Source organism: Acinetobacter entericus, from assembly GCF_026168575.1.
Lineage (GTDB): Bacteria > Pseudomonadota > Gammaproteobacteria > Pseudomonadales > Moraxellaceae > Acinetobacter > Acinetobacter bouvetii.
The window spans coordinates 18,418-37,808 of record NZ_JAPEQW010000026.1; the positions used below are offsets into that span (position 1 = coordinate 18,418).

The 19,391-nt window shown below is 46.7% G+C and carries 21 protein-coding genes; 11 read left to right on the forward strand and 10 right to left on the reverse strand.

Annotated features, from left to right (window positions below):
* Nucleotides 1–30: 30 nt before the first annotated feature.
* The 3 genes from recF to dnaA all read right to left on the reverse strand — a co-directional run bounded on the left by recF (nt 31) and on the right by dnaA (nt 3,769).
* Complete coding sequence (recF, locus tag OKC24_RS15960; protein WP_130148414.1) at nt 31–1,113, reverse strand: DNA replication/repair protein RecF; 1,083 nt, start codon at nt 1,111–1,113, stop codon at nt 31–33.
* A gap of 17 nt (nt 1,114–1,130) precedes the next feature.
* A complete protein-coding gene (gene dnaN, locus OKC24_RS15965; protein ID WP_130148412.1) occupies nt 1,131–2,279 on the reverse strand; it encodes a DNA polymerase III subunit beta in 1,149 nt (382 codons plus the stop codon).
* Between the two features lie 110 nt (nt 2,280–2,389).
* Nucleotides 2,390–3,769, reverse strand: a complete 1,380-nt coding sequence (gene dnaA / locus OKC24_RS15970) for a chromosomal replication initiator protein DnaA (RefSeq protein WP_130148410.1) — start codon at nt 3,767–3,769, stop codon at nt 2,390–2,392.
* Between the two features lie 650 nt (nt 3,770–4,419).
* Between dnaA and rpmH the strand changes: the two genes are divergently transcribed.
* From rpmH to mnmE, 5 genes are all read left to right on the forward strand, one after another.
* Nucleotides 4,420–4,554, forward strand: coding sequence for a 50S ribosomal protein L34 (gene rpmH, locus OKC24_RS15975; RefSeq protein WP_000831329.1), 135 nt, complete (start codon nt 4,420–4,422; stop codon nt 4,552–4,554).
* A gap of 34 nt (nt 4,555–4,588) precedes the next feature.
* On the forward strand, nt 4,589–4,981 hold the full coding sequence (gene rnpA / locus OKC24_RS15980; protein ID WP_130148408.1) for a ribonuclease P protein component: 393 nt from the start codon (nt 4,589–4,591) through the stop codon (nt 4,979–4,981).
* Nucleotides 4,982–4,990: 9 nt separating this feature from the next.
* Complete coding sequence (yidD, locus tag OKC24_RS15985) at nt 4,991–5,317, forward strand: membrane protein insertion efficiency factor YidD (protein WP_005006484.1); 327 nt, start codon at nt 4,991–4,993, stop codon at nt 5,315–5,317.
* A gap of 2 nt (nt 5,318–5,319) precedes the next feature.
* Complete coding sequence (yidC, locus tag OKC24_RS15990) at nt 5,320–7,083, forward strand: membrane protein insertase YidC (RefSeq protein WP_130148406.1); 1,764 nt, start codon at nt 5,320–5,322, stop codon at nt 7,081–7,083.
* A gap of 103 nt (nt 7,084–7,186) precedes the next feature.
* On the forward strand, nt 7,187–8,542 hold the full coding sequence (gene mnmE / locus OKC24_RS15995; RefSeq protein WP_265465996.1) for a tRNA uridine-5-carboxymethylaminomethyl(34) synthesis GTPase MnmE: 1,356 nt from the start codon (nt 7,187–7,189) through the stop codon (nt 8,540–8,542).
* Nucleotides 8,543–8,598: 56 nt separating this feature from the next.
* Here mnmE and OKC24_RS16000 read toward each other — a convergent pair whose 3' ends face one another.
* Nucleotides 8,599–9,780: an MFS transporter gene (locus OKC24_RS16000; protein WP_131277787.1), complete on the reverse strand. Its 1,182-nt coding sequence runs from the start codon at nt 9,778–9,780 to the stop codon at nt 8,599–8,601.
* A 124-nt stretch (nt 9,781–9,904) separates the two neighbouring features.
* On the reverse strand, nt 9,905–10,171 hold the full coding sequence (locus tag OKC24_RS16005; protein ID WP_131277779.1) for a metal/formaldehyde-sensitive transcriptional repressor: 267 nt from the start codon (nt 10,169–10,171) through the stop codon (nt 9,905–9,907).
* Between the two features lie 54 nt (nt 10,172–10,225).
* Between OKC24_RS16005 and dmeF the strand changes: the two genes are divergently transcribed.
* Both dmeF and OKC24_RS16015 read left to right on the forward strand, forming a co-directional pair.
* Nucleotides 10,226–11,143, forward strand: coding sequence for a CDF family Co(II)/Ni(II) efflux transporter DmeF (gene dmeF / locus OKC24_RS16010; RefSeq protein ID WP_131277777.1), 918 nt, complete (start codon nt 10,226–10,228; stop codon nt 11,141–11,143).
* A gap of 126 nt (nt 11,144–11,269) precedes the next feature.
* A complete protein-coding gene (locus tag OKC24_RS16015; protein WP_171458891.1) occupies nt 11,270–11,971 on the forward strand; it encodes a DsbC family protein in 702 nt (233 codons plus the stop codon).
* A gap of 107 nt (nt 11,972–12,078) precedes the next feature.
* Here OKC24_RS16015 and OKC24_RS16020 read toward each other — a convergent pair whose 3' ends face one another.
* The 3 genes from OKC24_RS16020 to guaD form a co-directional block, all read right to left on the reverse strand.
* Entirely contained in the window at nt 12,079–12,336 is a 258-nt protein-coding gene (locus tag OKC24_RS16020; RefSeq protein ID WP_131277773.1) for a GlsB/YeaQ/YmgE family stress response membrane protein, read from the reverse strand.
* 179 nt (nt 12,337–12,515) lie between these two features.
* Nucleotides 12,516–13,043: a hypoxanthine phosphoribosyltransferase gene (hpt, locus tag OKC24_RS16025; protein WP_005006503.1), complete on the reverse strand. Its 528-nt coding sequence runs from the start codon at nt 13,041–13,043 to the stop codon at nt 12,516–12,518.
* 218 nt (nt 13,044–13,261) lie between these two features.
* Complete coding sequence (gene guaD, locus OKC24_RS16030) at nt 13,262–14,587, reverse strand: guanine deaminase (protein WP_131277771.1); 1,326 nt, start codon at nt 14,585–14,587, stop codon at nt 13,262–13,264.
* A 103-nt stretch (nt 14,588–14,690) separates the two neighbouring features.
* On the opposite strand from guaD, the gene OKC24_RS16035 reads away from it, so the two are divergent.
* Nucleotides 14,691–15,275, forward strand: a complete 585-nt coding sequence (locus OKC24_RS16035) for a nucleotidyltransferase family protein (protein WP_131277769.1) — start codon at nt 14,691–14,693, stop codon at nt 15,273–15,275.
* A 78-nt stretch (nt 15,276–15,353) separates the two neighbouring features.
* Here OKC24_RS16035 and OKC24_RS16040 read toward each other — a convergent pair whose 3' ends face one another.
* Nucleotides 15,354–16,319 (reverse strand): TerC family protein, encoded by a 966-nt coding sequence (locus OKC24_RS16040; RefSeq protein WP_130148390.1) that lies wholly within the window; start codon nt 16,317–16,319, stop codon nt 15,354–15,356.
* A gap of 313 nt (nt 16,320–16,632) precedes the next feature.
* Complete coding sequence (locus OKC24_RS16045) at nt 16,633–17,841, reverse strand: sugar transporter (RefSeq protein ID WP_131277767.1); 1,209 nt, start codon at nt 17,839–17,841, stop codon at nt 16,633–16,635.
* A gap of 129 nt (nt 17,842–17,970) precedes the next feature.
* Here OKC24_RS16045 and OKC24_RS16050 point away from each other — a divergent pair, with 129 nt between their 5' ends.
* From OKC24_RS16050 to OKC24_RS16060, 3 genes are all read left to right on the forward strand, one after another.
* Nucleotides 17,971–18,252: a GNAT family N-acetyltransferase gene (locus tag OKC24_RS16050; RefSeq protein WP_130148386.1), complete on the forward strand. Its 282-nt coding sequence runs from the start codon at nt 17,971–17,973 to the stop codon at nt 18,250–18,252.
* A gap of 344 nt (nt 18,253–18,596) precedes the next feature.
* Complete coding sequence (locus OKC24_RS16055) at nt 18,597–18,881, forward strand: GNAT family N-acetyltransferase (RefSeq protein WP_130148384.1); 285 nt, start codon at nt 18,597–18,599, stop codon at nt 18,879–18,881.
* Nucleotides 18,882–18,993: 112 nt separating this feature from the next.
* Nucleotides 18,994–19,350 carry a hypothetical protein gene (locus OKC24_RS16060; RefSeq protein WP_130148382.1) on the forward strand — a complete coding sequence of 119 codons (357 nt, stop codon included), beginning with the start codon at nt 18,994–18,996 and terminating at the stop codon, nt 19,348–19,350.
* The last annotated feature ends 41 nt before the right edge of the window (nt 19,351–19,391 follow it).

Below are 19,391 nucleotides of genomic sequence, written 5' to 3' on the forward strand. Positions count from 1 at the left end.
GGTCTATCCCAAGACGGGTAAAATCTAAAATCATTGTGCGACAGCCTGAATTTGACCGTTTTCGACTTTGAATAATTGATAGGAAATAGACAAATCACGCAAGTGATTCTGTACAGATTCACGGTCTAAAGTGGTTACAAAAACCTGGCTGCCAAGTTGGCTCAAGCGATCAATTAAACGTTGTTGTGCGGTTAAATCTAATTCTGCTGTCAGATCATCTAATAATACCACAGTTTCCCTGTTGCACGCATGCAGCATTGCAATCTGTGACAGTTTTAAGGCCATAATCAAGAGCTTTTTCTGACCGCGGGAAAGCACGGCTTCGGCGTCGCCCAGAGGGGTTTTTAAGCGCAGGTCTGCACGGTGAGGGCCATATTCAGTGTAGCGCCGCTCGATGTCCTTATAATGGCTATTGGTAAGATCATTCAGCAAACCTGTGCCGCTGTGAAATCCTGGGCTGTATTCTAAAGCAATTGCCAAATCCGGCAAAAGCCGCTTTAAATCCTGTTCAAAAAAAACCTGCCATTGCTCAACAGCGCCGGCGCGCTGCATATGCAGCACCTCGCCATAATCACTGAGCATTTTGTTCCACGGTTCCAAATCCGACAGGCTGAGATTGCGGCGGGTTTTCAGCAGGCTGTTGCGCTGCTTTAATGCGCGTGAATAATACTGCCAGGCATGATAGAACTCCGGTTCCACGTGGAACATCATCCAATCCAGCATCTGCCTCCGCGGCTTTGCGCCATGGTCGATAATATCTGTGCTTTGAGGATCAATCAGCTGCAGGGGCAGGATTTTTGCCAGCTGCCCCTGTGTCGCGACCAAATCGCCGTTCACTTTAATCAGCTGTTCGCCAGACTGCATTTTCTGCATGCCGATTTTGTCAGTTGCAGACTGGGCAAATACAATCGCATCCGCTGCATCAGTTTGAATATAATGCTTCGGAATGTGTGTCCGGAAAGAACGCCCTGTCGCCAGTAAATGCACTGCCTCAAGAATAGAAGTTTTGCCTGAACCGTTTTGCCCGTAAAAGACATTAAACGGCTGCAGCTCAGAGAGTGCAACCGTTTTTAAATTACGAACACGTTCTACATGTAAACGCGCAATATGCATAATATTTTATAAAAAAATTAAACGCGCATCGGCATCACAACATAGGTTTGATCCTGCTTTGTCGGATCCTGCACCAATACTGACTGATTGGCTTCCGTCATGGTCATTGAAACATCATCGCCATCCAGCACGCTCAGCACATCCAGCAGATACTGCGCATTGAACGACATTTCCATTGGCGCATCAGCATATTGGATCGCCAAATCCTCAATCGCCTCATCTTGTTCAGGGTTATTGGCGCGCAACTGCAATGTATCAGCATCAAAATTCAAAAACACGCCGCGCAATTTTTCATTACTCAGAATTGCCACACGCTGCAAAGACTGCTTAAACACATCATGCGCAATCACCACATTTTTATCGCCGCCGCGGGGAATAACACGGCGGTAATCCGGAAATTTTCCGTCAATCAATTTAGTCGTGAAACGCACGGTAATGTCACCCTGCTCTTTATCACGGTTTGGAATGCGGATGGTCACATTCAGCAGTTCACGGCCAATCAGCAAAGATAACTGTTCATCTTCAACGCTGAGCAAGCGCTGCAGCTCACCCACTGCCTTACGCGGCGCAATCGCTTGAACCAGCTGAGAGGAATTGGAAGATGCGGCAGTTTCACACAGCGCCAAACGGTGGCCATCAGTCGTCACTGCGCGCAGCTGATTTTGATCAATTTCCAGCAAAGTGCCCGTGAGGTAGAAACGCACATCCTGCACAGCCATAGCAAAAGAGGTTTTTTCAAATAAACGCTTTAATTCACGCTGCGTCACTGTTACCTGCGTGCCCTGCGTATTTTCTGTATTCAGCAAAGGGTAATCTTCTGCCGGCAAAGTGCCCAAAACAAAACGGCTATTGCCTGACTTTAAGATACAGCGCATATCTTCAGTAATCTGCAAATCAATCAGCGCTGCTGAAGGCAAAGATTTGCAAATATCCATTAATTTCCGCGCAGGCACAGTCGTTTCGCCAGCCTGCAGGCAAGCGCCTTCTGCAAGCGGTGTGCTGGCAACCAATTCAACTTCCAAATCTGAACCGGTAATGGTCAGCGCCTGCTCAGTAACCTGAACCTTCACGTTAGATAAAATGTTTAAGGTATGGCGACGTTCAACCGCTCCTACGACATGTGATAGAACATTCAGTAAGTTTTCTTTCGCGATTTTTAAACGCACGATACTTTCCTCTAAAAATGAAGATTATGAACAGATAAATTGATTTTTAACAGTGTACTATGCGGCAGAATATGCCGCATTGCAAGAACAGAATTTAAGCAAAAATACAATCAGCTTTGCAGTAAACGGAGCAGGTTTTTGTAGTCTTCATTGAAGATCGGATCCTCTTCACGCAAGCTCTGCACTTTTTCACAGGCATGCATGACCGTACTGTGATCGCGGCCGCCAAATGCCATGCCGATTTCAGGAAAACTGTCACCTGTCAGCTCACGGGCAAGCCCCATGGCGAGCTGGCGCGGACGGGCATAAATGCGGGTGCGTTTCGGGCCAATCAGTTCTTTTAAAGGAATTCTAAAATATTCGCTGACCACACGCTGGATATTTTCCGTACTGATTGTGCGCGCGCGGATCGCCAAAACATCCTTCAAAGACTCACGCACCACTTCTAAATCAATCGGTGTGCCCTTGAAACGCGAAATCGCAACAACTTTATTGAGGGCGCCTTCCAATTCACGGACGTTTGCAACCACTTGCTGCGCAATAAACAGCGCGCAGTTGCGTGGCAATTCCACATTATTGCTTTCAGCTTTCTTCAGTAAAATTTCAATCCGGGTTTCAATATCAGGAGGTTCCACTCCCACCGACAGGCCCCATGAAAAACGGGACACCAAACGCGGGTCAAGTTCAGTCAATTCCTTTGGATAACGGTCTGAAGTCAAAATAATTTGCTTTGATTCATCGAGCAGCGCATTAAACGTATAGAAAAACTCCACCAAGCTCGCCTCTTTACCGGCAAGCAAGTGAATATCATCAACCAAAAGCAAATCCAATGAGCGGCAATTTTTCTTGAATTCCTCAACTTTCCCCTGCTGAAGCGAACTGACAAAGTCCTGAACAAAACTTTCTGCAGTCATATACATCACGCGGGCATTAGGTTTTGCCTGCAGCAGAGCATTTCCGACAGCCTGCATTAAATGTGTTTTACCTAAGCCTGTCGGACCATACAAAAACAGCGGATTATGCTGTGATGCGCCTAGCTGAGTAAGCACTTTGCGGCAAGTTTCAGCAGCCATTTGGTTAGAACGGCCTTCAACAAATAAAGAGAAGGTAAATAAAGGATTCAGCTGGCGCTTGCGGCTGTTCTTTCCTGCTGTTTCCTCTTTCTCTTTTCTAGGCTTGACCATAGGTGCAGGAACAGATTCCAATGCAGCAGTGGTGGTTGCAGGCTGTTCATTTGCAGACAAAATTGCGCCCGGCCTTGAATCGACCAAAATTTCAACTTTGCGCACGCGGCCTTCAGACAGCTGTTCCGCTAAAATTGAAATCAGCTCTAAATGATGCTCTTGAATATAGCGTGTCCAATAAGGATTTGGCGCAAATAGACGTAAAGTGTCTTCTGCTTCTTCTGCCACTAATGGCCGGATCCACATTGTAAAGACATTGCCGGATAACTCTTGGCGCAAACGAGTTAAGCAATCTGTCCAAAGCATGTGAAACCCCTATTTCAATCCATTGTGCATAAAAAAATACGTTCTGCCCGCCCAAGCGGGCCGCCATTCTAACCAAGTTATCCACATCTGTCATGGTTAATTCAGTGTTTTTTGGCTAAAAAATCGCAATTCAGTCTAAATTTAAATTTAAAACACAGTGTGGATAACCTTACCCACAGGTTGTGGATAAAATATATCATAAAGTTATCCACAATGTATCAAAATTATAAAAACAGAGTTATTCACAACATACTGTTTTGTTATTTATAGGCTTATCACCGATTTCCACAGAAAAAACGGCCCTTAATAATAATAAATTTAAATTTTTAAATTTGAATTTAATAATAACAGCGTCTATTTTTGGGGATAACTTGAGTTGCAGATTAAATTCAAATTTAAACCGCAATGAAAATTCAAAGCCAGGCACTCATTGTGGATAACCCTGTTGGTAAACTTGAAGATAAGTTATTAACTTATTATAAACAGCATCTTACTTTGTGTGTAACTTTTTTGGGTTTAATTGGTAATAGAGAGATATAAATTACAATTTAGGCTTAATTTTGAAAGAAAGCCTGTTTTTCATTGACAGCTCAAGCAATGAGCACTAAAATCGCGAACCTTTATAGAAAGATCACTTTTGGAGTTTCGACATGAAACGTACTTTCCAGCCTTCTGAATTGAAACGTAAACGTGTTCACGGTTTCCGTGCCCGTATGGCTACAAAAGCTGGCCGTCAAGTATTGGCTCGCCGCCGTGCTAAAGGCCGTCATAGCTTAACTGTTTAATTTAATCAGTTAGCGCTATAGCGACTTGGGCGTTATGACAGCACTTTATGGCTTCAGCACAGATGTACGCATACACTGTGCTGCCGATTATAAAAGTGTCTTCGATGGTGCGCTTTTTAAAGTGCATCAGCCCCATTTCTTATTTCTTGCAAAACATTCCGAACTGCAGAATAGCCGTTTGGGTATTGTTGTTGCCAAGAAAAAAGTGCGCCGCGCACACGAACGAAATCGAGTAAAACGCCTTGCTCGCGAAAGTTTTCGCTTGCATCAGCAGCAATTAAGTGAATTGGATATTATCGTCATGCCCAAAGCTGGCATTGATGCAGTACCTAATGCTGAATTGCATCAGCAATTACAATTTGCTTGGCAAAAGCTGAACCGCCTTGCCAAAAAGCATTCAAAAATAGCTCCCTCCCCGCAAAAGTAGAGATGGCCAATGGTACATTTACTGCATTGGTTGATCCGTTTTTATCAGATTGCGATTAGTCCGCTGCTCGGACCCCGCTGCCGCTATATTCCTACGTGCTCACAATATTCATTGGAAGCAGTCCATTTGCATGGCGCTGCGCGTGGAACTTGGCTGTCTGTTAAGCGCATTTGCCGCTGCCATCCTTGGGGCGGATCGGGCTATGATCCTGTGCCGAGCAAAAAAGCTGTCCGTTTTATTTCATTTCAGCAAATAGATTCTCAAACGCTTCACGTTGCTGTACCCTTTCGTGATCGTTTATTGAACCAAAATCACTCTAACCACTTGGGGTATTAGATATGCAACAATGGGCCAGGATTGCTATTCTCGGGGCCATGTTTGTTGTCGCATATTTGCTCATTTTGGCTTGGCAAAAAGATTACGGTCATGCAGACAGCAAACCGCAGCCAACCGCTGCTGTTGTGTCACATGAAGTATCTGCAGATTTGCCAAACAGCCAAACTGCCGCAGCATCATCCGATGTGCCGCAGGCAAATATTGCAGCGCAGCAGACAGCAGACGCCACTGCACCTGTAAGTCAACAGCTAGTTTCAGTGAAAACTGACCTTTACCACCTTTGGATTAACCCGAAAGGCGGCGATATTGTTCGTGTTGAATTACTCAATCATGACAAAAATAAAGACAGTGATGAACCTTTTGTCATGCTGGAAAGCGATGCCAAGCGCACCTATGTCGCTCAATCGGGCCTGATTGGCTTGAATGGTCCAGACAGTGCGCGCACTGGCCGTCCAACGTATGAAGTTGAAAAAGCTTCTTACAGCCTGGCTGATGCGAAGTCTGCTCAAAGTAAAGACGGTAAAGCTGAAAAAGTTTTAACTGTGCCGATGCTGCTGAAAACAGCTGACGGCGTAGAAATCATTAAAACATTCACCTTTAAGCAAGGCGAGTATCCGATTGTCGTCAGCTACAAAATTGTGAACCGCAGCAGCCAAAATTGGCAAGGCCAGATGTTTGGCCAGCTGAAGCGCGATAACTCGGAAGATCCTGGAAAATCAGACCAAGGTATTTTCACTTTGGGAACTTTCTTGGGGGGCGCTTGGGGGTCACCGGATGAAAACTACAACAAGCTGAAATTTGCCAACTTCAATGATGAAAAATTGAATGTTGACGCTAAAGGCGGCTGGGTTGCGATAGTGCAGCATTACTTTGTCAGCGCATGGATTCCTGGTGAGTTAAAATTGACTCAGGCGGATGGCCAGCCATTTGCTGCGAAATTAGAGTCACGTAAATCAAATGATGGCATGAACATCATTGGCTTTACCTCTCCGGCGATTAATGTTCCTGCCGGCACGGCAGCGGAAGTGGATGCAACTTTCTATTCGGGTCCAAAAGTTCAATCTGAATTGAAAGATCTTGCTGCAGGCTTAAACCAGACTGTTGATTATGGCTGGCTGTGGCCGATTGCGAAGCTGCTGTTCATTGGCTTGCAATTCTTCCATGGCTTAGTGGGCAACTGGGGCTGGTCCATTATTCTATTGACAGTTCTGGTGAAATTGATTCTTTGGCCGCTGTCGTCTAAGAGCTACCGCTCGATGGCGAAAATGCGGGTGATTGCGCCAGAAATGCAGCGCATGAAAGAAGAGTTCGGTGAAGACCGCATGCGTTTCTCGCAAGAAATGATGGCGCTGTATAAGCGTGAACAAGTGAACCCGCTGTCGGGCTGCTTGCCATTATTGCTGCAAATGCCGATTTTCCTTGCGCTGTACTGGGTGTTGATGGAGTCCGTTGAACTGCGTCATGCGCCATGGTTAGGCTGGATTCAAGATTTATCTGCAATGGACCCATGGTTTATCCTGCCATTGCTGATGGGCGCGACCATGTTCATCCAGCAAAGCTTGAACCCGCAGCCGGCGGACCCAATGCAGGCGAAAGTCTTCAAGGTTATGCCGATTATCTTCACCGTCTTTATGCTGTTCTTCCCGGCAGGCTTAGTTCTGTACTGGATCTGCAACAACAGCATCACCATTTTGCAGCAGACTCTGATTAACAAGAGTGTTGCAAAAGAGCGTGAAAAGCGTGACGGAGAGACTTCAGCAAACTAAGTATTGCTGATGAGCTGAATAAATCCGCTTAAGATGGTAATCTTAGGCGGATTTTTCTTTGCCTGTCATTTTAGATTTTGAGGTAGATATTTAGGTGAGTACCATGCAAAACCGAACCACGATTGCTGCGATTGCAACTCCGCCAGGACGCGGCGGCGTCGGGGTGATTCGCCTGTCTGGGCCAAAATCTTATGCCATTGCAGAAGCGCTGAGCCAAACGGCGCTGCCTAAAGCTCGTTATGCAGGATTCCGCAAGTTTTTGGATGAGCGCGGAGAAGTGATGGATGAAGGCTTAACCATTTGCTTCCCAAATCCGCACTCATTTACCGGTGAAGATGTGGTGGAACTGCAAGGGCATGGCGGGCCTGTGATTCAAAATGCTTTGCTGGCGCGCTTATTGGAATTGGGCGCAACAGCTGCCAAAGCGGGAGAGTTCTCCATGCGCGCTTTTGAAAACGGCAAAATGGATTTAGTGCAGGCAGAAGCGATTGCTGATTTGATTGATGCGACCTCACAGGCGGCTGCCCGTTCGGCCGTGCGTTCTTTGCAAGGCGCATTTTCCAGCAAAGTCAATACGGTGCTGGAAAACTTGATTCATCTGCGCCTGCATGTGGAAGCGGCCATTGATTTTCCTGAAGAGGAAATCGACTTTTTGGTCGATGGTAAAATTTTAAAATTGCTGGATGAGGTGAGTACATCAGTTAGTGCTGTGCAGCAGTCTGCGCGGCAAGGGCAATTGCTGCGGGAAGGCCTGCAGGTAGTGATTGCCGGCAAGCCGAATGCGGGTAAATCCTCACTGCTGAATACTTTGGCAGGTGTGGAACGCGCTATTGTGACGGATATTGCAGGGACTACACGTGATGTTTTACATGAAAAAATCACCCTGAATGGTTTACCGATTACCCTGACGGACACGGCTGGCTTGCGCGAAACGGGCGATGTGGTGGAAAAAGAAGGCATCCGCCGCGCCATTAAAGAAATTGAACAGGCCGATTTGCTGCTGCTGGTATATGACTTGAGTCAAGGTGAAGACCCGCTTGAACTGGCTAAAAACTATTTTGCGGAACATATTGAACCTAAACGGTTGATGCTGATAGGCAACAAATGTGATTTAACGGGTGCCGCACCCGCGTTAACCGATTATCAGGGCTTCCGCAGGATTACGGTGTCAGCCAAGCTGGAAACAGGCGTTCAGGCGCTGGTAGATACGATTACAGCGCATGCAGGCTTCCAGCCCGAAGAAGACACTTTTATTGCCCGTACGCGCCATTTGGATGCAATGAAGCGGACTCAGCATTATCTTGCTGAAGCGCGTGAACAGCTGACGGTTTATCATGCTGGTGAATTGGTGGCTGAATCCCTGCGCCTTGCGCAAAATGCGCTGGGCGAGATTACCGGTGATTTCAGCGCAGATGATTTGCTGGGCAAGATCTTCGGTTCATTCTGTATTGGAAAGTGAAATTCCAAGCATAAAAATGCCCTCGGATGAGGGCATTTTTATGGCTGAAAATCAGCTTAATGCTGCAAAGGGGCCTGCAGCCTGCGCTGAAAAATCAGCAAAATGAAACACAGAGCCCCAACCGCAGTGCAGAAGCCTAAAATGCCGGCGGCAAAACCGAAATGATCGGAGAGATAGCCCACCCCAATAATCGGCAGAATCGTGCCTAAATAGGCGACAAATAAGTACGTCGACATAACGGCTGCGCGGTTTTCTGGCTGGGTCATGCCGTGAATCATGCCGAAAGCGCCCAGCAGCCCCAAGCCATGGCCCATGCCGGCGGCAAAAACACTGATGAAAAACAGTATGCTCCAATGCATATAAACACAAAGTGACAGCAGCATGCAGCCTATAATCAATGAGAGCAGGCCGGCATTTAATGCTTTGCGCGGCTTCATTTTCTTGGCGGTAAACTGAGACAGCGCAGATACCAGTAAAATGCTGGCAATTGCAGTCCCGCTGACCATGGGCCCATGCCAGGGAATAATATCCTTCACAAAAGAGGGCGCCAGTGATGCAAATAAGCTGAAGGATGCAAAAGCGCTGAAAGCGGTAAAGCCTGCAATATAGAACAGGCCATGATATTGGGCTTCAGGCAGCTGCAAATGCGGCGCGATGGAAAAAGGCTGTTTCTGCGTCGGAACATGTTTGACGGAAAATAGGCTGACTAAACTGACAATAGCTCCAGCAATAACGGGCAAATACGGAGTCATTAATGGCTTTGCTGAAAATTGCGCAATGATGCCGCCAATCAAAGGCCCTAAACCAAACCCGATAACGGTAATAATGGAACTGAGCTGCGGCGCGCTCTGTTTGTGGCTGTCTGGAATGGTGTAAATCAGCCCGAGCATTGCAGACGTACTGATTAAGCCTGAAGCAATGCCGATCAGAAAGCGGGCAAAAGACAGGGTCAGCGCATTGGGAGAAATAGCGGACAATGCCAGGCCTGTAATCACAAACAGCATCCCGGCCTGCAGTGTTCTTAAAAAGCCGAAGCTGTTGCTGGCCCGGCCTAGAAACAGCAGTGTAGCCATGCAGCCGAACATATAGGCCACAAAAATATAAGTGATATGGCTGGGCAGCAGCTGCCACAGTTCCTGATAAATCGGGTACAGCGGGCTGGCCAGCGCCGTACCGATCGTTCCCATAATCAGGGCAAGGCTGACCATAATGAATGGGCGCCAAGATTGAGAATTCATCATGAAGAAAGCCGCAGGATATTGCATTCAGCTGAGCCAAAAATGCAAGCAGTGAGAAAGGAGAGGATTATTTAAGCAGTGTACTGGCGATCGGCTTCCCGGGTCAATTTATCCTGCAAAGAACTTAGCCATACCTTTTCAGCAATTTCATAAATTCGGCCAGTTCCGCTTCATTGACGGCTGCATCGGTGCTGATGACATGATGGCGCAAATGCGCTTCAATCAATTCATTCATCAGGCCGTTCACGGCCCCTTTAATGGCGGCGGCCTGCTGCAGTACGGCAATGCATTCCGCATGGGGCTGCTGCAAAGACTGTTCAACAGCATTCAGCTGACCCTGCAGGCGCTTCACGCGGTTTAATATTTTTTTATCCTGATGCAAATGGCTCACATGTGGCTCCAAAAACAAATATACTGTGGGGGAGTATAAGTTAAATGATCGAAAATGAATATTTCCCCATCTTCACGAATTCACACTCATCAGTTTGATGAAGGCAACCCGCTGGCGCAGAAACGCATTCTGCTGGCCACTATTCTAACGGCAGTCATGATGCTGTTAGAAGTAGTGGGCGGATGGATTTTCAATTCAATGGCCTTGCTGGCGGATGGCTGGCATATGAGCTCACACATGCTGGCGCTGGGATTGGCCTATATGGCATACCGCGCCGCTCGCCTTTATGCACATGATGGGCGTTTCAGTTTCGGCACATGGAAAATTGAAATTCTCGCAGGCTACAGCAGTGCGATTTTATTAATTGTCGTGGCTATTTTTATGGCCTTTCATTCTGCAGAACGGCTGATGTTTCCTGTGCCGATCCATTATGATGAAGCGATTCCTATTGCGGTATTGGGCTTAATTGTGAATCTGATATGTGCGTGGCTGCTGAATGATCACCATCATGAGCATGGACAGGATCACGGCGCCCATCATGGCCATCATCATGATTTGAATCAAAAAGCTGCCTTTTTACATGTGGTTGCAGATGCTGTGACGTCAGTTTTAGCGATTATTGCGCTGATTGCCGGAAAATATATGGGCTGGAGCTTTCTGGATGCGCTGCTGGGGATTATCGGCGCGGTATTGGTGGCGCGCTGGGCGCTTGGTTTAATTAAGGAAACAGGAAAAACCTTGCTGGATGCAGAAATGGATCATCCTGTCGTCGAAGAAATCCGTGAGGTGATTGAAGACTTGCCTGTGGTGGCCAAAATTACCGATTTGCATGTTTGGAAAGTCGCAAAAGGCAAGTTTTCCTGTATTTTAGCGCTGGAAACAGCGGAGGAATTGACTGCAGATCAAGTCCGTCATGCCTTGACGGTACATGATGAAATTGTGCATGTTTCGGTCGAGATTAATCCGCTTTAATCAGTGCAGCGCTGTTCCACGTGAAACAGCGCTGGTGTTGTCTTTCCGTAAGCCTTGGAAAAAAATCTGTGTGATTGGCGATATTCCAAGTACACTTTGGCGCAAGAAACTTACATGGTGTATGTCATGATGAAAAAAATGGGTGCGCTGTTTTTAGCAGGCATGCTGTCACAGTGGGCAATGGCGGATGCTGCATCGGTGCAAAGCCAGCTGCATAAAAACTATCCTTCATTGAAAATTGAAAATATTAAAACCACTGAAATGCCCGGCATTTACAGCGGTTCAGTCGGTGATCAGATTATCTATACGGGTGAGGGTGCTGAGCATATTTTAGTGGGCTCCATGATCCGGCTGAAAGATCAGAAAAATTTAACCAATACGCTGATGCTGTCGCAAAATCAGGCGGATTGGAAAAAATTGCCATTAAAAGATGCGATTAAAAGCGTGAGAGGAAATGGCAAACGCCAGCTCGCGGTCTTTTCTGACCCAAATTGCCCGTATTGCAAACAGCTTGAAGTAGAGCTGAGCAAGCTGAATGATGTCACCCTTTATACTTTTGTCCTGCCGCTGAAAGCGCAGTCAGTTGCGCCGTCCAAGCAGCTGTTTTGTGAGAAAGATCAGGCTTATGCATGGACGAATTTGATCTCTAAAGGCATTCAGCCCAGCAGCCAAAAAAGCTGCGCGAACCCGATCGAGCGCAATATTCAGCTGGCGAAAAATTTAGGCGTGAATGGCACGCCGGCGATTATTTTTTCAAACGGCACCAAGCTGATGGGCGCCTACCCGGCTGCTGAAATTGAAAAAATCTGGCAAGAATTGGGCTTATAAAATAAAAGCGGAACCGCTTTATTTTCTATAAAAAATCCCCTGCTTCTGACGGGGGATTTTTTATAGGTGAATTTCAGACTGACCGATTTCAGTTCAAGCATTGCAGTTTATGCAGAAGTTTTTTTGGAAACCATATTGTAAATAAACAGAATAACCAGCGCGCCGATGACCGAAGCGATAAAGCCGGCTGCAGAATTTTCACCATACCATCCCAGCAAGCGGCCGCCGTAAGTAGCGAGCAGCGAACCGGCAATACCCAGCAATGTCGTCACAATAAATCCAGCTTTATCGTCTCCAGGGTGAATAGCGCGGGCGATTAAACCGGCAATAAAGCCGACAACAATTGCCACAATAAGTGACCACATGAGTATTCTCCTTTTTTATCATGCCTTTGTTATTGCATCATGCTCATGCTTTTATCTTGGAATAGATAAACATGAAGGGAAAGGCAGGTTCAGCTAAGAACTGTTGTTTTTTTGTTCGGTGTTTTTTGAATATAAAAAAAGCAGCCAACGGCCGCTTTTTCGCATCCGAATAGTCTGTATTACAGGCCAATCTCGCCAATAAATGGAATATGACGGTACTTTTGATCAAAGTCTAATCCATAGCCGACAATAAATTTGTCTTCCACTTCAAAGCCGAGGAAACGCACGTCTAAGTCAATTTCACGGCGTGACGGCTTGCTGACCAGTGTGCAGAGTTCAATAGAATTAGGACCGCGGGTTTGTAAAATTTCTAGAACTTTGCTTAAGGTATTGCCTGAATCGATAATATCTTCTACCACCAAAACATCTTTGCCCCGGATATCGCCGTCTAAATCTTTTAAAATTTTCACATCGCGGGTAGAGGCGGTTCCGCTGCCATAGCTCGACACTGTCATAAAGTCGAGTTCATGCGGCTTGGCAATTGCGCGGCATAAATCCGCCATAAAAATGACAGAGCCGCGCAGCAGGCCAATCAATACCAGTTCTTTGCTGCTGTTGGCATAATGTGCATCAATGATAGCGCCAAGCTCTTTGACTTTAGCTTGAATTTCTTCAGTGGAAATCAATACGCTCATTTGAACAGTCATGGGTAGATACCTAAAAAAATCAAAAACATCAAAATAAAAAAGGCGTTGACCAGCAACACCTCTAAAGATGCCCTGATTTTAATACAACTTCAGGGGGGATGCATCTTTTTTGCCGATGAAAATGTAATCGCTGCGGCGCAGCAGCGGTGCCGAGCTTTAGAGTTTGCAGCCTGCCCGGCCGCAGAATAGCGCGGCTGGGCTCATATTCAGATTGCTGCTCAGGCTGTTGCTGTTTTGAGATAAGCGCGCTGTCCGTAAATATACGTTGCATGTATATTGCGGTCATCGCCCATCATCATCAGGGCAAACACGCTGTCTTCCAGACCTTTGGCGCGTGACTGGCGCAGCTGCTGCAAAGCTGTCGGCTGAAGGTCCAGCACCACAAAGTCCGCTTCTTTTCCTAGATTGAAATTGCCCAGCTTATCCGCTAAATCCAGCGCTTTGGCGCCGCCCAGCGTCGCATGATACAGCGCTTCAAATGCCGACAGCTTGCAGCCTTGCAGCTGCTGGACTTTATAGGCTTCCTGAATGGTCTGCAGCTGATTGAAGGATGTGCCTGCGCCAATATCTGTGCCCAGCCCGACTTTGACCTGTTTGTCCCATGTTTTCTTTAAGGGGAATAAGCCGCTGCCCAAGAATAGATTGGAGGTTGGGCAGAAGGCAATCGCAGAATCTGTTTGATGCATGCAGTCCCACTCATGCTCTTCCAAATGCACGCAGTGTGCAAACACAGAACGCGAACCTGTTAAGCCATAGTGACGGTATACATCTAAATAGCCGTTTTGTTCTGGATACAGTTCTTTCACCCAGGCAATTTCATTTTTATTTTCACTTAAATGGGTATGCACATACACATCGGGGTATTCGGCTTTGAGCTCCCCTGCCCGCGCCAGCTGTTCGGGGGTTGAGGTTGGCGCAAAGCGCGGCGTGATGGCATACAGATTCCGACCTTTGCCATGCCATTTTTCAATTAAGGCCTTTGAATCGCTGTAAGCGCCGTCTGCAGTATCGCAAAGCGCGTCTGGCGCATGACGGTCCATCATGACTTTACCGGCAATTAAACGCATTTGATGCTGTTCTGCCGCTGCAAAGAGTGCATCAACAGATTGCGGATGCACGGTGCAGAACACCAGCGCAGTGGTGGTGCCGTTTTTCAGCAGCTCCTGCACAAAAAATGCGGCGATTTTCTGCGCATAGGCTGGGTCAGAAAACTGCATTTCGGTCGGAAAAGTATAGGTATTCAGCCATTCCAGCAGCTGTTCGCCGTATGCGCCGATCATTTCTGTTTGCGGGAAATGGATGTGGGTGTCGATAAAGCCCGGAACAATCAGCTGATCGGGATAGTGCTGCACCTGAACCTGCTCAGGGATCAGGCGCTGCCCTTCATCCCATGGGCCAAACCATTGGATGATGCCATTTTCACTGAGAAGTAAACCATCTTCTACATATCGCACTTGGTCGTGAATTTCACGCGCTTGGGCAACCGTATTCTGAATATCGAGGAAGCGGCCGCGAACCGCCGTCGTTGCAATTACAGAAGACATTGATAACCTGCGTTTTTGAATTTTTTCGGTTGATTGTACCGTAAAATGGACTTTGCTTCGCTTCTATTGCTGTTTCAATCTATGCAGGGTGCCGATCAAAATCATGCCGCATCCTTTTTCTAAATCATCCTATACCGCGCAGCTCAAAGCGTTTATTGCAGCGCATCATGAACTCATGCAGATCCTGCAGGCTTTGCGTGAAATTGAAGCACAGGCCTATTTGGCGGCTGGGGTGATCCGCAACAGCATTTGGGCGCAGCTGCATGGACAGGCTTATCCGCTGCATCAGACTGAAATTGATGTGGTGTATTTTGATGCGCTGGATGATGGAACAGCTGAACAGCAGATCCGTGAAAAGCTGGAAACAGCATTTCCTGACATGCTATGGGATGTTGTCAATCAGGCTCGGGTGCACCATTGGTACCGCATGGACAATGGCAATAGCATTGCACCCTTTTCTTCTTTGGCTCAGGCTTTGGCGATGTGGCCAGAAACAGCAACGGCTGTTGCAGTGCAGCTGGATGCTTCGGGGCAGCTTAAAATCATCGCGCCCTTAGGGTTGCAGGATTTATTTGAACTGAAGTTAAGGTGGAATCCCGCTATGGCCAGCTATGCCGTATTTCAGCGCAGGCTGAACGATAAAGCATTTTTAACGAGATGGCCTGAATTGCAGCTGATTTCTAGCTAAACGGAGATAAGAAAGCCCTCCTTGCGGAAGGCTTTCTTTGACTCGTTCATCAGCCAATAGCAGAACAGCAGTTAAGCATTACAGCGTTGTTTCATGGTGTTTCTTGCTGTGGCGGATCGATAGCCATGCCGTAATAGCAAGCGTGATGACGATAAATCCAAGTGAAATCCAGATCGGCATATGGAACACATCCAGCATCAGCATTTTAAAGCCGATAAAGAGCAGAATCAGGCCCAAGCCATACGGCAGGTAATGCATTTTGGATGCGGCGCCAGACAGCAGGAAGAACATGGCGCGCAGGCCTAAAATCGCCATCAAGTTTGCAGTTAAGACAATAAACGGATCGGTGGTTACGGCAAAGATGGCCGGAATGGAATCAACCGCAAAAATGACATCGGATGCTTCCACTAAAATCAGCACTAAAAATAAGGGGGTTGCCCAGAGCATGCCATTTTGGCGGACAAAGAATTTATCGCCTTGCATTTGCGGCGTAATGCGCAGGTGCTTGCGCAGCCATTTTAAAATGGCCATATCTTCAATGTTTTTCTCTTCATCATCCTGCCCTTTCAGGAATTTGAAGCCGGTGTATACCAGGAATGCGCCGAAGATATACAGCACCCAGGAGAATTCCTGAACGAACCATGCGCCAATAAAAATAAAGACCGTGCGCAGGACAATGGCGCCTAAGACCCCGTAGAGTAAAAGCTTACGCTGCAAGGCAGGCGGAATGGCAAAGGCAGCGAAAATCATCAGCCAGACAAAAACGTTATCGACCGCGAGGGATTTTTCTAAAAGGTAGCCGGCAAAATATTCCATCACCTTGGTATTGGCTATGGCGACGCCTGCAGTCTGCTGCAGATAGAGCCAGAGTCCGCCGCCGAACAGCGCAGCCACAGATACCCAGGCAATGCTCCAGCAGGCTGCTGTTTTGACTTTGACTTCTTGGCCCTGGCTGTTTTTAAAGCCTAAAAAGTCGATGATAAGCATGACGGCAACTAGGCCGAAAAATGCCAGATACAGCCATAAAGTGCCGATCGTTTCCATGTGAATCCTCCACATCTGACAATCGGCCATAAAAAAACCTTGACCTGCTGCCAGATGAATAAAAACATCTGTGACAACATGATCAAGGTCTTGCCTACATCGTCATCTTGAAAATGATCAATGCTCAGATACCGACTTTTTGCAAAGTGTAATGACGATATTCTGACACGCATCCACTCAAAAGAGTAAAGCGTTTGGAGGAGGCTACTCCCCTTGTTCAGCTAAATTCTGTTTTGGACTTGGTCCAAATTTGGCTAAATCATGGCAGATTTTTAAGCAATAAGCAAATTTTGCAGTCCAAATTTCTGCAGCTTTATCGGTGTCGAGCTGCAGGCGCGGTAAAGTCACGGCGCTGCACCAGCACGATAGCCAATAATGTGCCAAATACCGCAATAATGCCGCCGGCTATGCCAATATTGGACAGGCTGGAATGGATCGAGACCATGCCGCCCAGCAAGGCTCCGCCGCCGATGCCGATATTGTATAAGCCTGAATAGATCGCCATGGCGACATCGGTTGCATCGGAGGCCAGATTCAGCGTTTTAGACTGCAGGGCTAAACTGAAGCCAATGATGCCGACTCCCCAGATGAGGCACAAAACACTGAAAGAGCTGAAGCTGTGGGAAAGGGAAAGCATGAGCAGCATGGACACTGCCAAAAAAGCGGTAAATAGCGGAATCGCCAAGCGTGGAAATTTTGCGCCGAATTTGCTGAATAAATAAGAGCCGATAAAGCCTGCCCCGCCGTATATCAGCAGCAAGGCGGTGGTTTCAGCAGAGCTGAACGCGGCGATATTCAGCGCAAACGGCTCAATATAGCTGTAAGCGGTAAATTGCGCCGTAATCACAATCACGGTTAAGGCAAAGACCATCATCAGGCTGGGCCGTTTGACAAAATCTTTTAAGCTGCTGAGTGATCCTGAATTTTGGCTGGGCAGCTTGGGCAATGTTTTGGCTAAAGTCAGGCAAACAGCTAAGGCGCCGAAGGCAATTAAAGCGAAAGTATTGCGCCAGCCATAGCTTTCACCAATCATGCGGCCAAAAGGAATGCCCAGCACCATGGCCAGCGCTGTGCCGGTTGCCAATAAGCCTAAGGCTTGAAACTCTTTGCCTTTCGGCGCGACACGGACGGCCAGAGAGGCGGTAATGGCCCAAAACAGCGCATGTGAAAAAGCGATCCCAATCCGGCTGATCAGCAGCGCATTGAAACTCCATGCCGCATAAGACAGCGCATGGCTGGCAATAAATACTGCAAACAGGCCAATCAATAGAAAACGCCGTTCGATGTTTTTGGTCAGCAGCATAATGGGCAATGAAATCGGCGCGACAATCCATGCATACAGCGTGATCATAATGCCGGCATCAGTGGCCGCCATATTAAAACTTCGGCCAATGTCGCTGAGCAAGGCAACTGGAATAAATTCGGTGGTATTGAAAATAAAAGCCGCAAAGGCAAGCGTAATTACGCTGACCCATTGACGGAATTCATTGGGTTGGTCACTGGGAGATGCAGTAGATGACATGAATTATGCATTCAAAAAAATATCCGCTTATTTTAAAGAGATGGTTTTGAATTGTTAAGCGCTATTGAATTGGCGGGCGGATTTGAATACAACAAAAGACGGAATAGCCAAACTAAGGAAAAGAAAAAAATGATTGTGCAGCAGGATGATAATGGAAAAAAAGGCGCATTCTTTATAGAGCAAAACCATCAGCGCTTAGCTGAAATGACCTATTCATGGGCAGGCTCAGATAAATTGATTATTGATCATACTGATGTCAGCGATACTCTGCGCGGACAAGGCGTTGGACGACATTTGCTGGATGCGGCTGTGCAGTTTGCTAGAGACCGCCAAATTAAAATTATGCCGCTCTGCCCTTTTGCCAAGTCGGTTTTTGCTAAAGACCCATCAATACGGGATGTATTGCTTTAAAATCCAAAAAACCTCCAGTCTGTATAGGGGGCAGATTGAAGGTTTTTTGAAAACTTTTGATGCCGTGCAGCCGCGGCTGGCATCATGCTGTATGGGCTTTAGAAACGCGATTTGTACATCGAGATTCCCAGCAGAAAGGCAATCAGCAATAGAAACAGGACAGCAATCAGATAAATATCCATACATGGCACCCTTGAAAAATTTAAAAATAAATCATAATTTTGCAAATATACTTTAAGGTCGGGACATTCCATTTTATATCCCTGAAATTGGGTATTTTTAAGCGTTAATCAGGGAAAACGTCTAATATTTCAAATTTTTAAATCTTGAGGTTTCATAGAATTATGCAAATACAACATATTGATAACGGCATGAAAGGCGAATTTTTTATCAGCAATGAGGCGGGTCAGCATATTGCGGAAATCAGCTATATTTGGCGGGATGACACGACCGTTGATGCCAACCATACATGGGTGGATGATTCACTGCGCGGGCAAGGCGTGGCACGTTTGCTGTTGGATGCTCTGGTTGATTTTTCACGTGCTAAGAACCTTAAAATTATCCCGACCTGCTCTTATGTTGATGTGATGTTTCGCCGTGAGAAAAGTTTTGAGGATGTTGCGGCTTAAGTATTCGACATTCGTCGCGGTTCTAAGCATTAAGTTAAAATGAGATCGATACCGCTATTATTGCCGCTCTAATTTGTACTTTGCAGCGCTGAAGATAGTGGAATTAAAGTATATGAAGACGCTTTTATCTATTGCCCTATTCTGTTCAGTTGCCCCTTTATTGCATGCTGAAGATTGTGCAAAAGTTGAGGAAAAGGCAGAACAAAAAGACGTTCAGATCATTCCACGCTGGGGCATGAAAGTGATTGCCCCAGCCAGAGTGTATTTTCATTCTGCACCGAGAAATGCCTGTAAAATCAAAGATCTGTTTATGATTAAAAATGACCATATTACTGCTTATAGCACCTATGATGATGGCCGAGAACAGTGGGTTTCGATCATGTATTTCAGCAAGCGCTTGGGAGACACGGTTCAAGGCTGGGCAAAACTGAAAGACTTTGAATATACGGGTACAATGTCTGGTTTTTAATTGGATGACCTTGTAAAAAAACCCGCTATATGCGGGTTTTT

What these genes read in the sequence shown, in the direction of transcription:
- recF (WP_130148414.1), bottom strand. Translation starts at nt 1,113, where the DNA reads ATGCATATTGCGCGTTTACATGTAGAACGTGTTCGTAATTTAAAAACG.
- dnaA (WP_130148410.1), bottom strand. Translation starts at nt 3,769, where the DNA reads ATGCTTTGGACAGATTGCTTAACTCGTTTGCGCCAAGAGTTATCCGGC.
- rpmH (WP_000831329.1), top strand. Translation starts at nt 4,420, where the DNA reads ATGAAACGTACTTTCCAGCCTTCTGAATTGAAACGTAAACGTGTTCAC.
- rnpA (WP_130148408.1), top strand. Translation starts at nt 4,589, where the DNA reads ATGACAGCACTTTATGGCTTCAGCACAGATGTACGCATACACTGTGCT.
- yidD (WP_005006484.1), top strand. Translation starts at nt 4,991, where the DNA reads ATGGTACATTTACTGCATTGGTTGATCCGTTTTTATCAGATTGCGATT.
- yidC (WP_130148406.1), top strand. Translation starts at nt 5,320, where the DNA reads ATGCAACAATGGGCCAGGATTGCTATTCTCGGGGCCATGTTTGTTGTC.
- mnmE (WP_265465996.1), top strand. Translation starts at nt 7,187, where the DNA reads ATGCAAAACCGAACCACGATTGCTGCGATTGCAACTCCGCCAGGACGC.
- OKC24_RS16000 (WP_131277787.1), bottom strand. Translation starts at nt 9,780, where the DNA reads ATGAATTCTCAATCTTGGCGCCCATTCATTATGGTCAGCCTTGCCCTG.
- dmeF (WP_131277777.1), top strand. Translation starts at nt 10,226, where the DNA reads ATGAATATTTCCCCATCTTCACGAATTCACACTCATCAGTTTGATGAA.
- OKC24_RS16015 (WP_171458891.1), top strand. Translation starts at nt 11,270, where the DNA reads ATGATGAAAAAAATGGGTGCGCTGTTTTTAGCAGGCATGCTGTCACAG.
- OKC24_RS16020 (WP_131277773.1), bottom strand. Translation starts at nt 12,336, where the DNA reads ATGTGGTCACTTATTGTGGCAATTGTTGTCGGCTTTATTGCCGGTTTA.
- hpt (WP_005006503.1), bottom strand. Translation starts at nt 13,043, where the DNA reads ATGACTGTTCAAATGAGCGTATTGATTTCCACTGAAGAAATTCAAGCT.
- guaD (WP_131277771.1), bottom strand. Translation starts at nt 14,587, where the DNA reads ATGTCTTCTGTAATTGCAACGACGGCGGTTCGCGGCCGCTTCCTCGAT.
- OKC24_RS16035 (WP_131277769.1), top strand. Translation starts at nt 14,691, where the DNA reads ATGCCGCATCCTTTTTCTAAATCATCCTATACCGCGCAGCTCAAAGCG.
- OKC24_RS16040 (WP_130148390.1), bottom strand. Translation starts at nt 16,319, where the DNA reads ATGGAAACGATCGGCACTTTATGGCTGTATCTGGCATTTTTCGGCCTA.
- OKC24_RS16045 (WP_131277767.1), bottom strand. Translation starts at nt 17,841, where the DNA reads ATGTCATCTACTGCATCTCCCAGTGACCAACCCAATGAATTCCGTCAA.
- OKC24_RS16050 (WP_130148386.1), top strand. Translation starts at nt 17,971, where the DNA reads ATGATTGTGCAGCAGGATGATAATGGAAAAAAAGGCGCATTCTTTATA.
- OKC24_RS16055 (WP_130148384.1), top strand. Translation starts at nt 18,597, where the DNA reads ATGCAAATACAACATATTGATAACGGCATGAAAGGCGAATTTTTTATC.
- OKC24_RS16060 (WP_130148382.1), top strand. Translation starts at nt 18,994, where the DNA reads ATGAAGACGCTTTTATCTATTGCCCTATTCTGTTCAGTTGCCCCTTTA.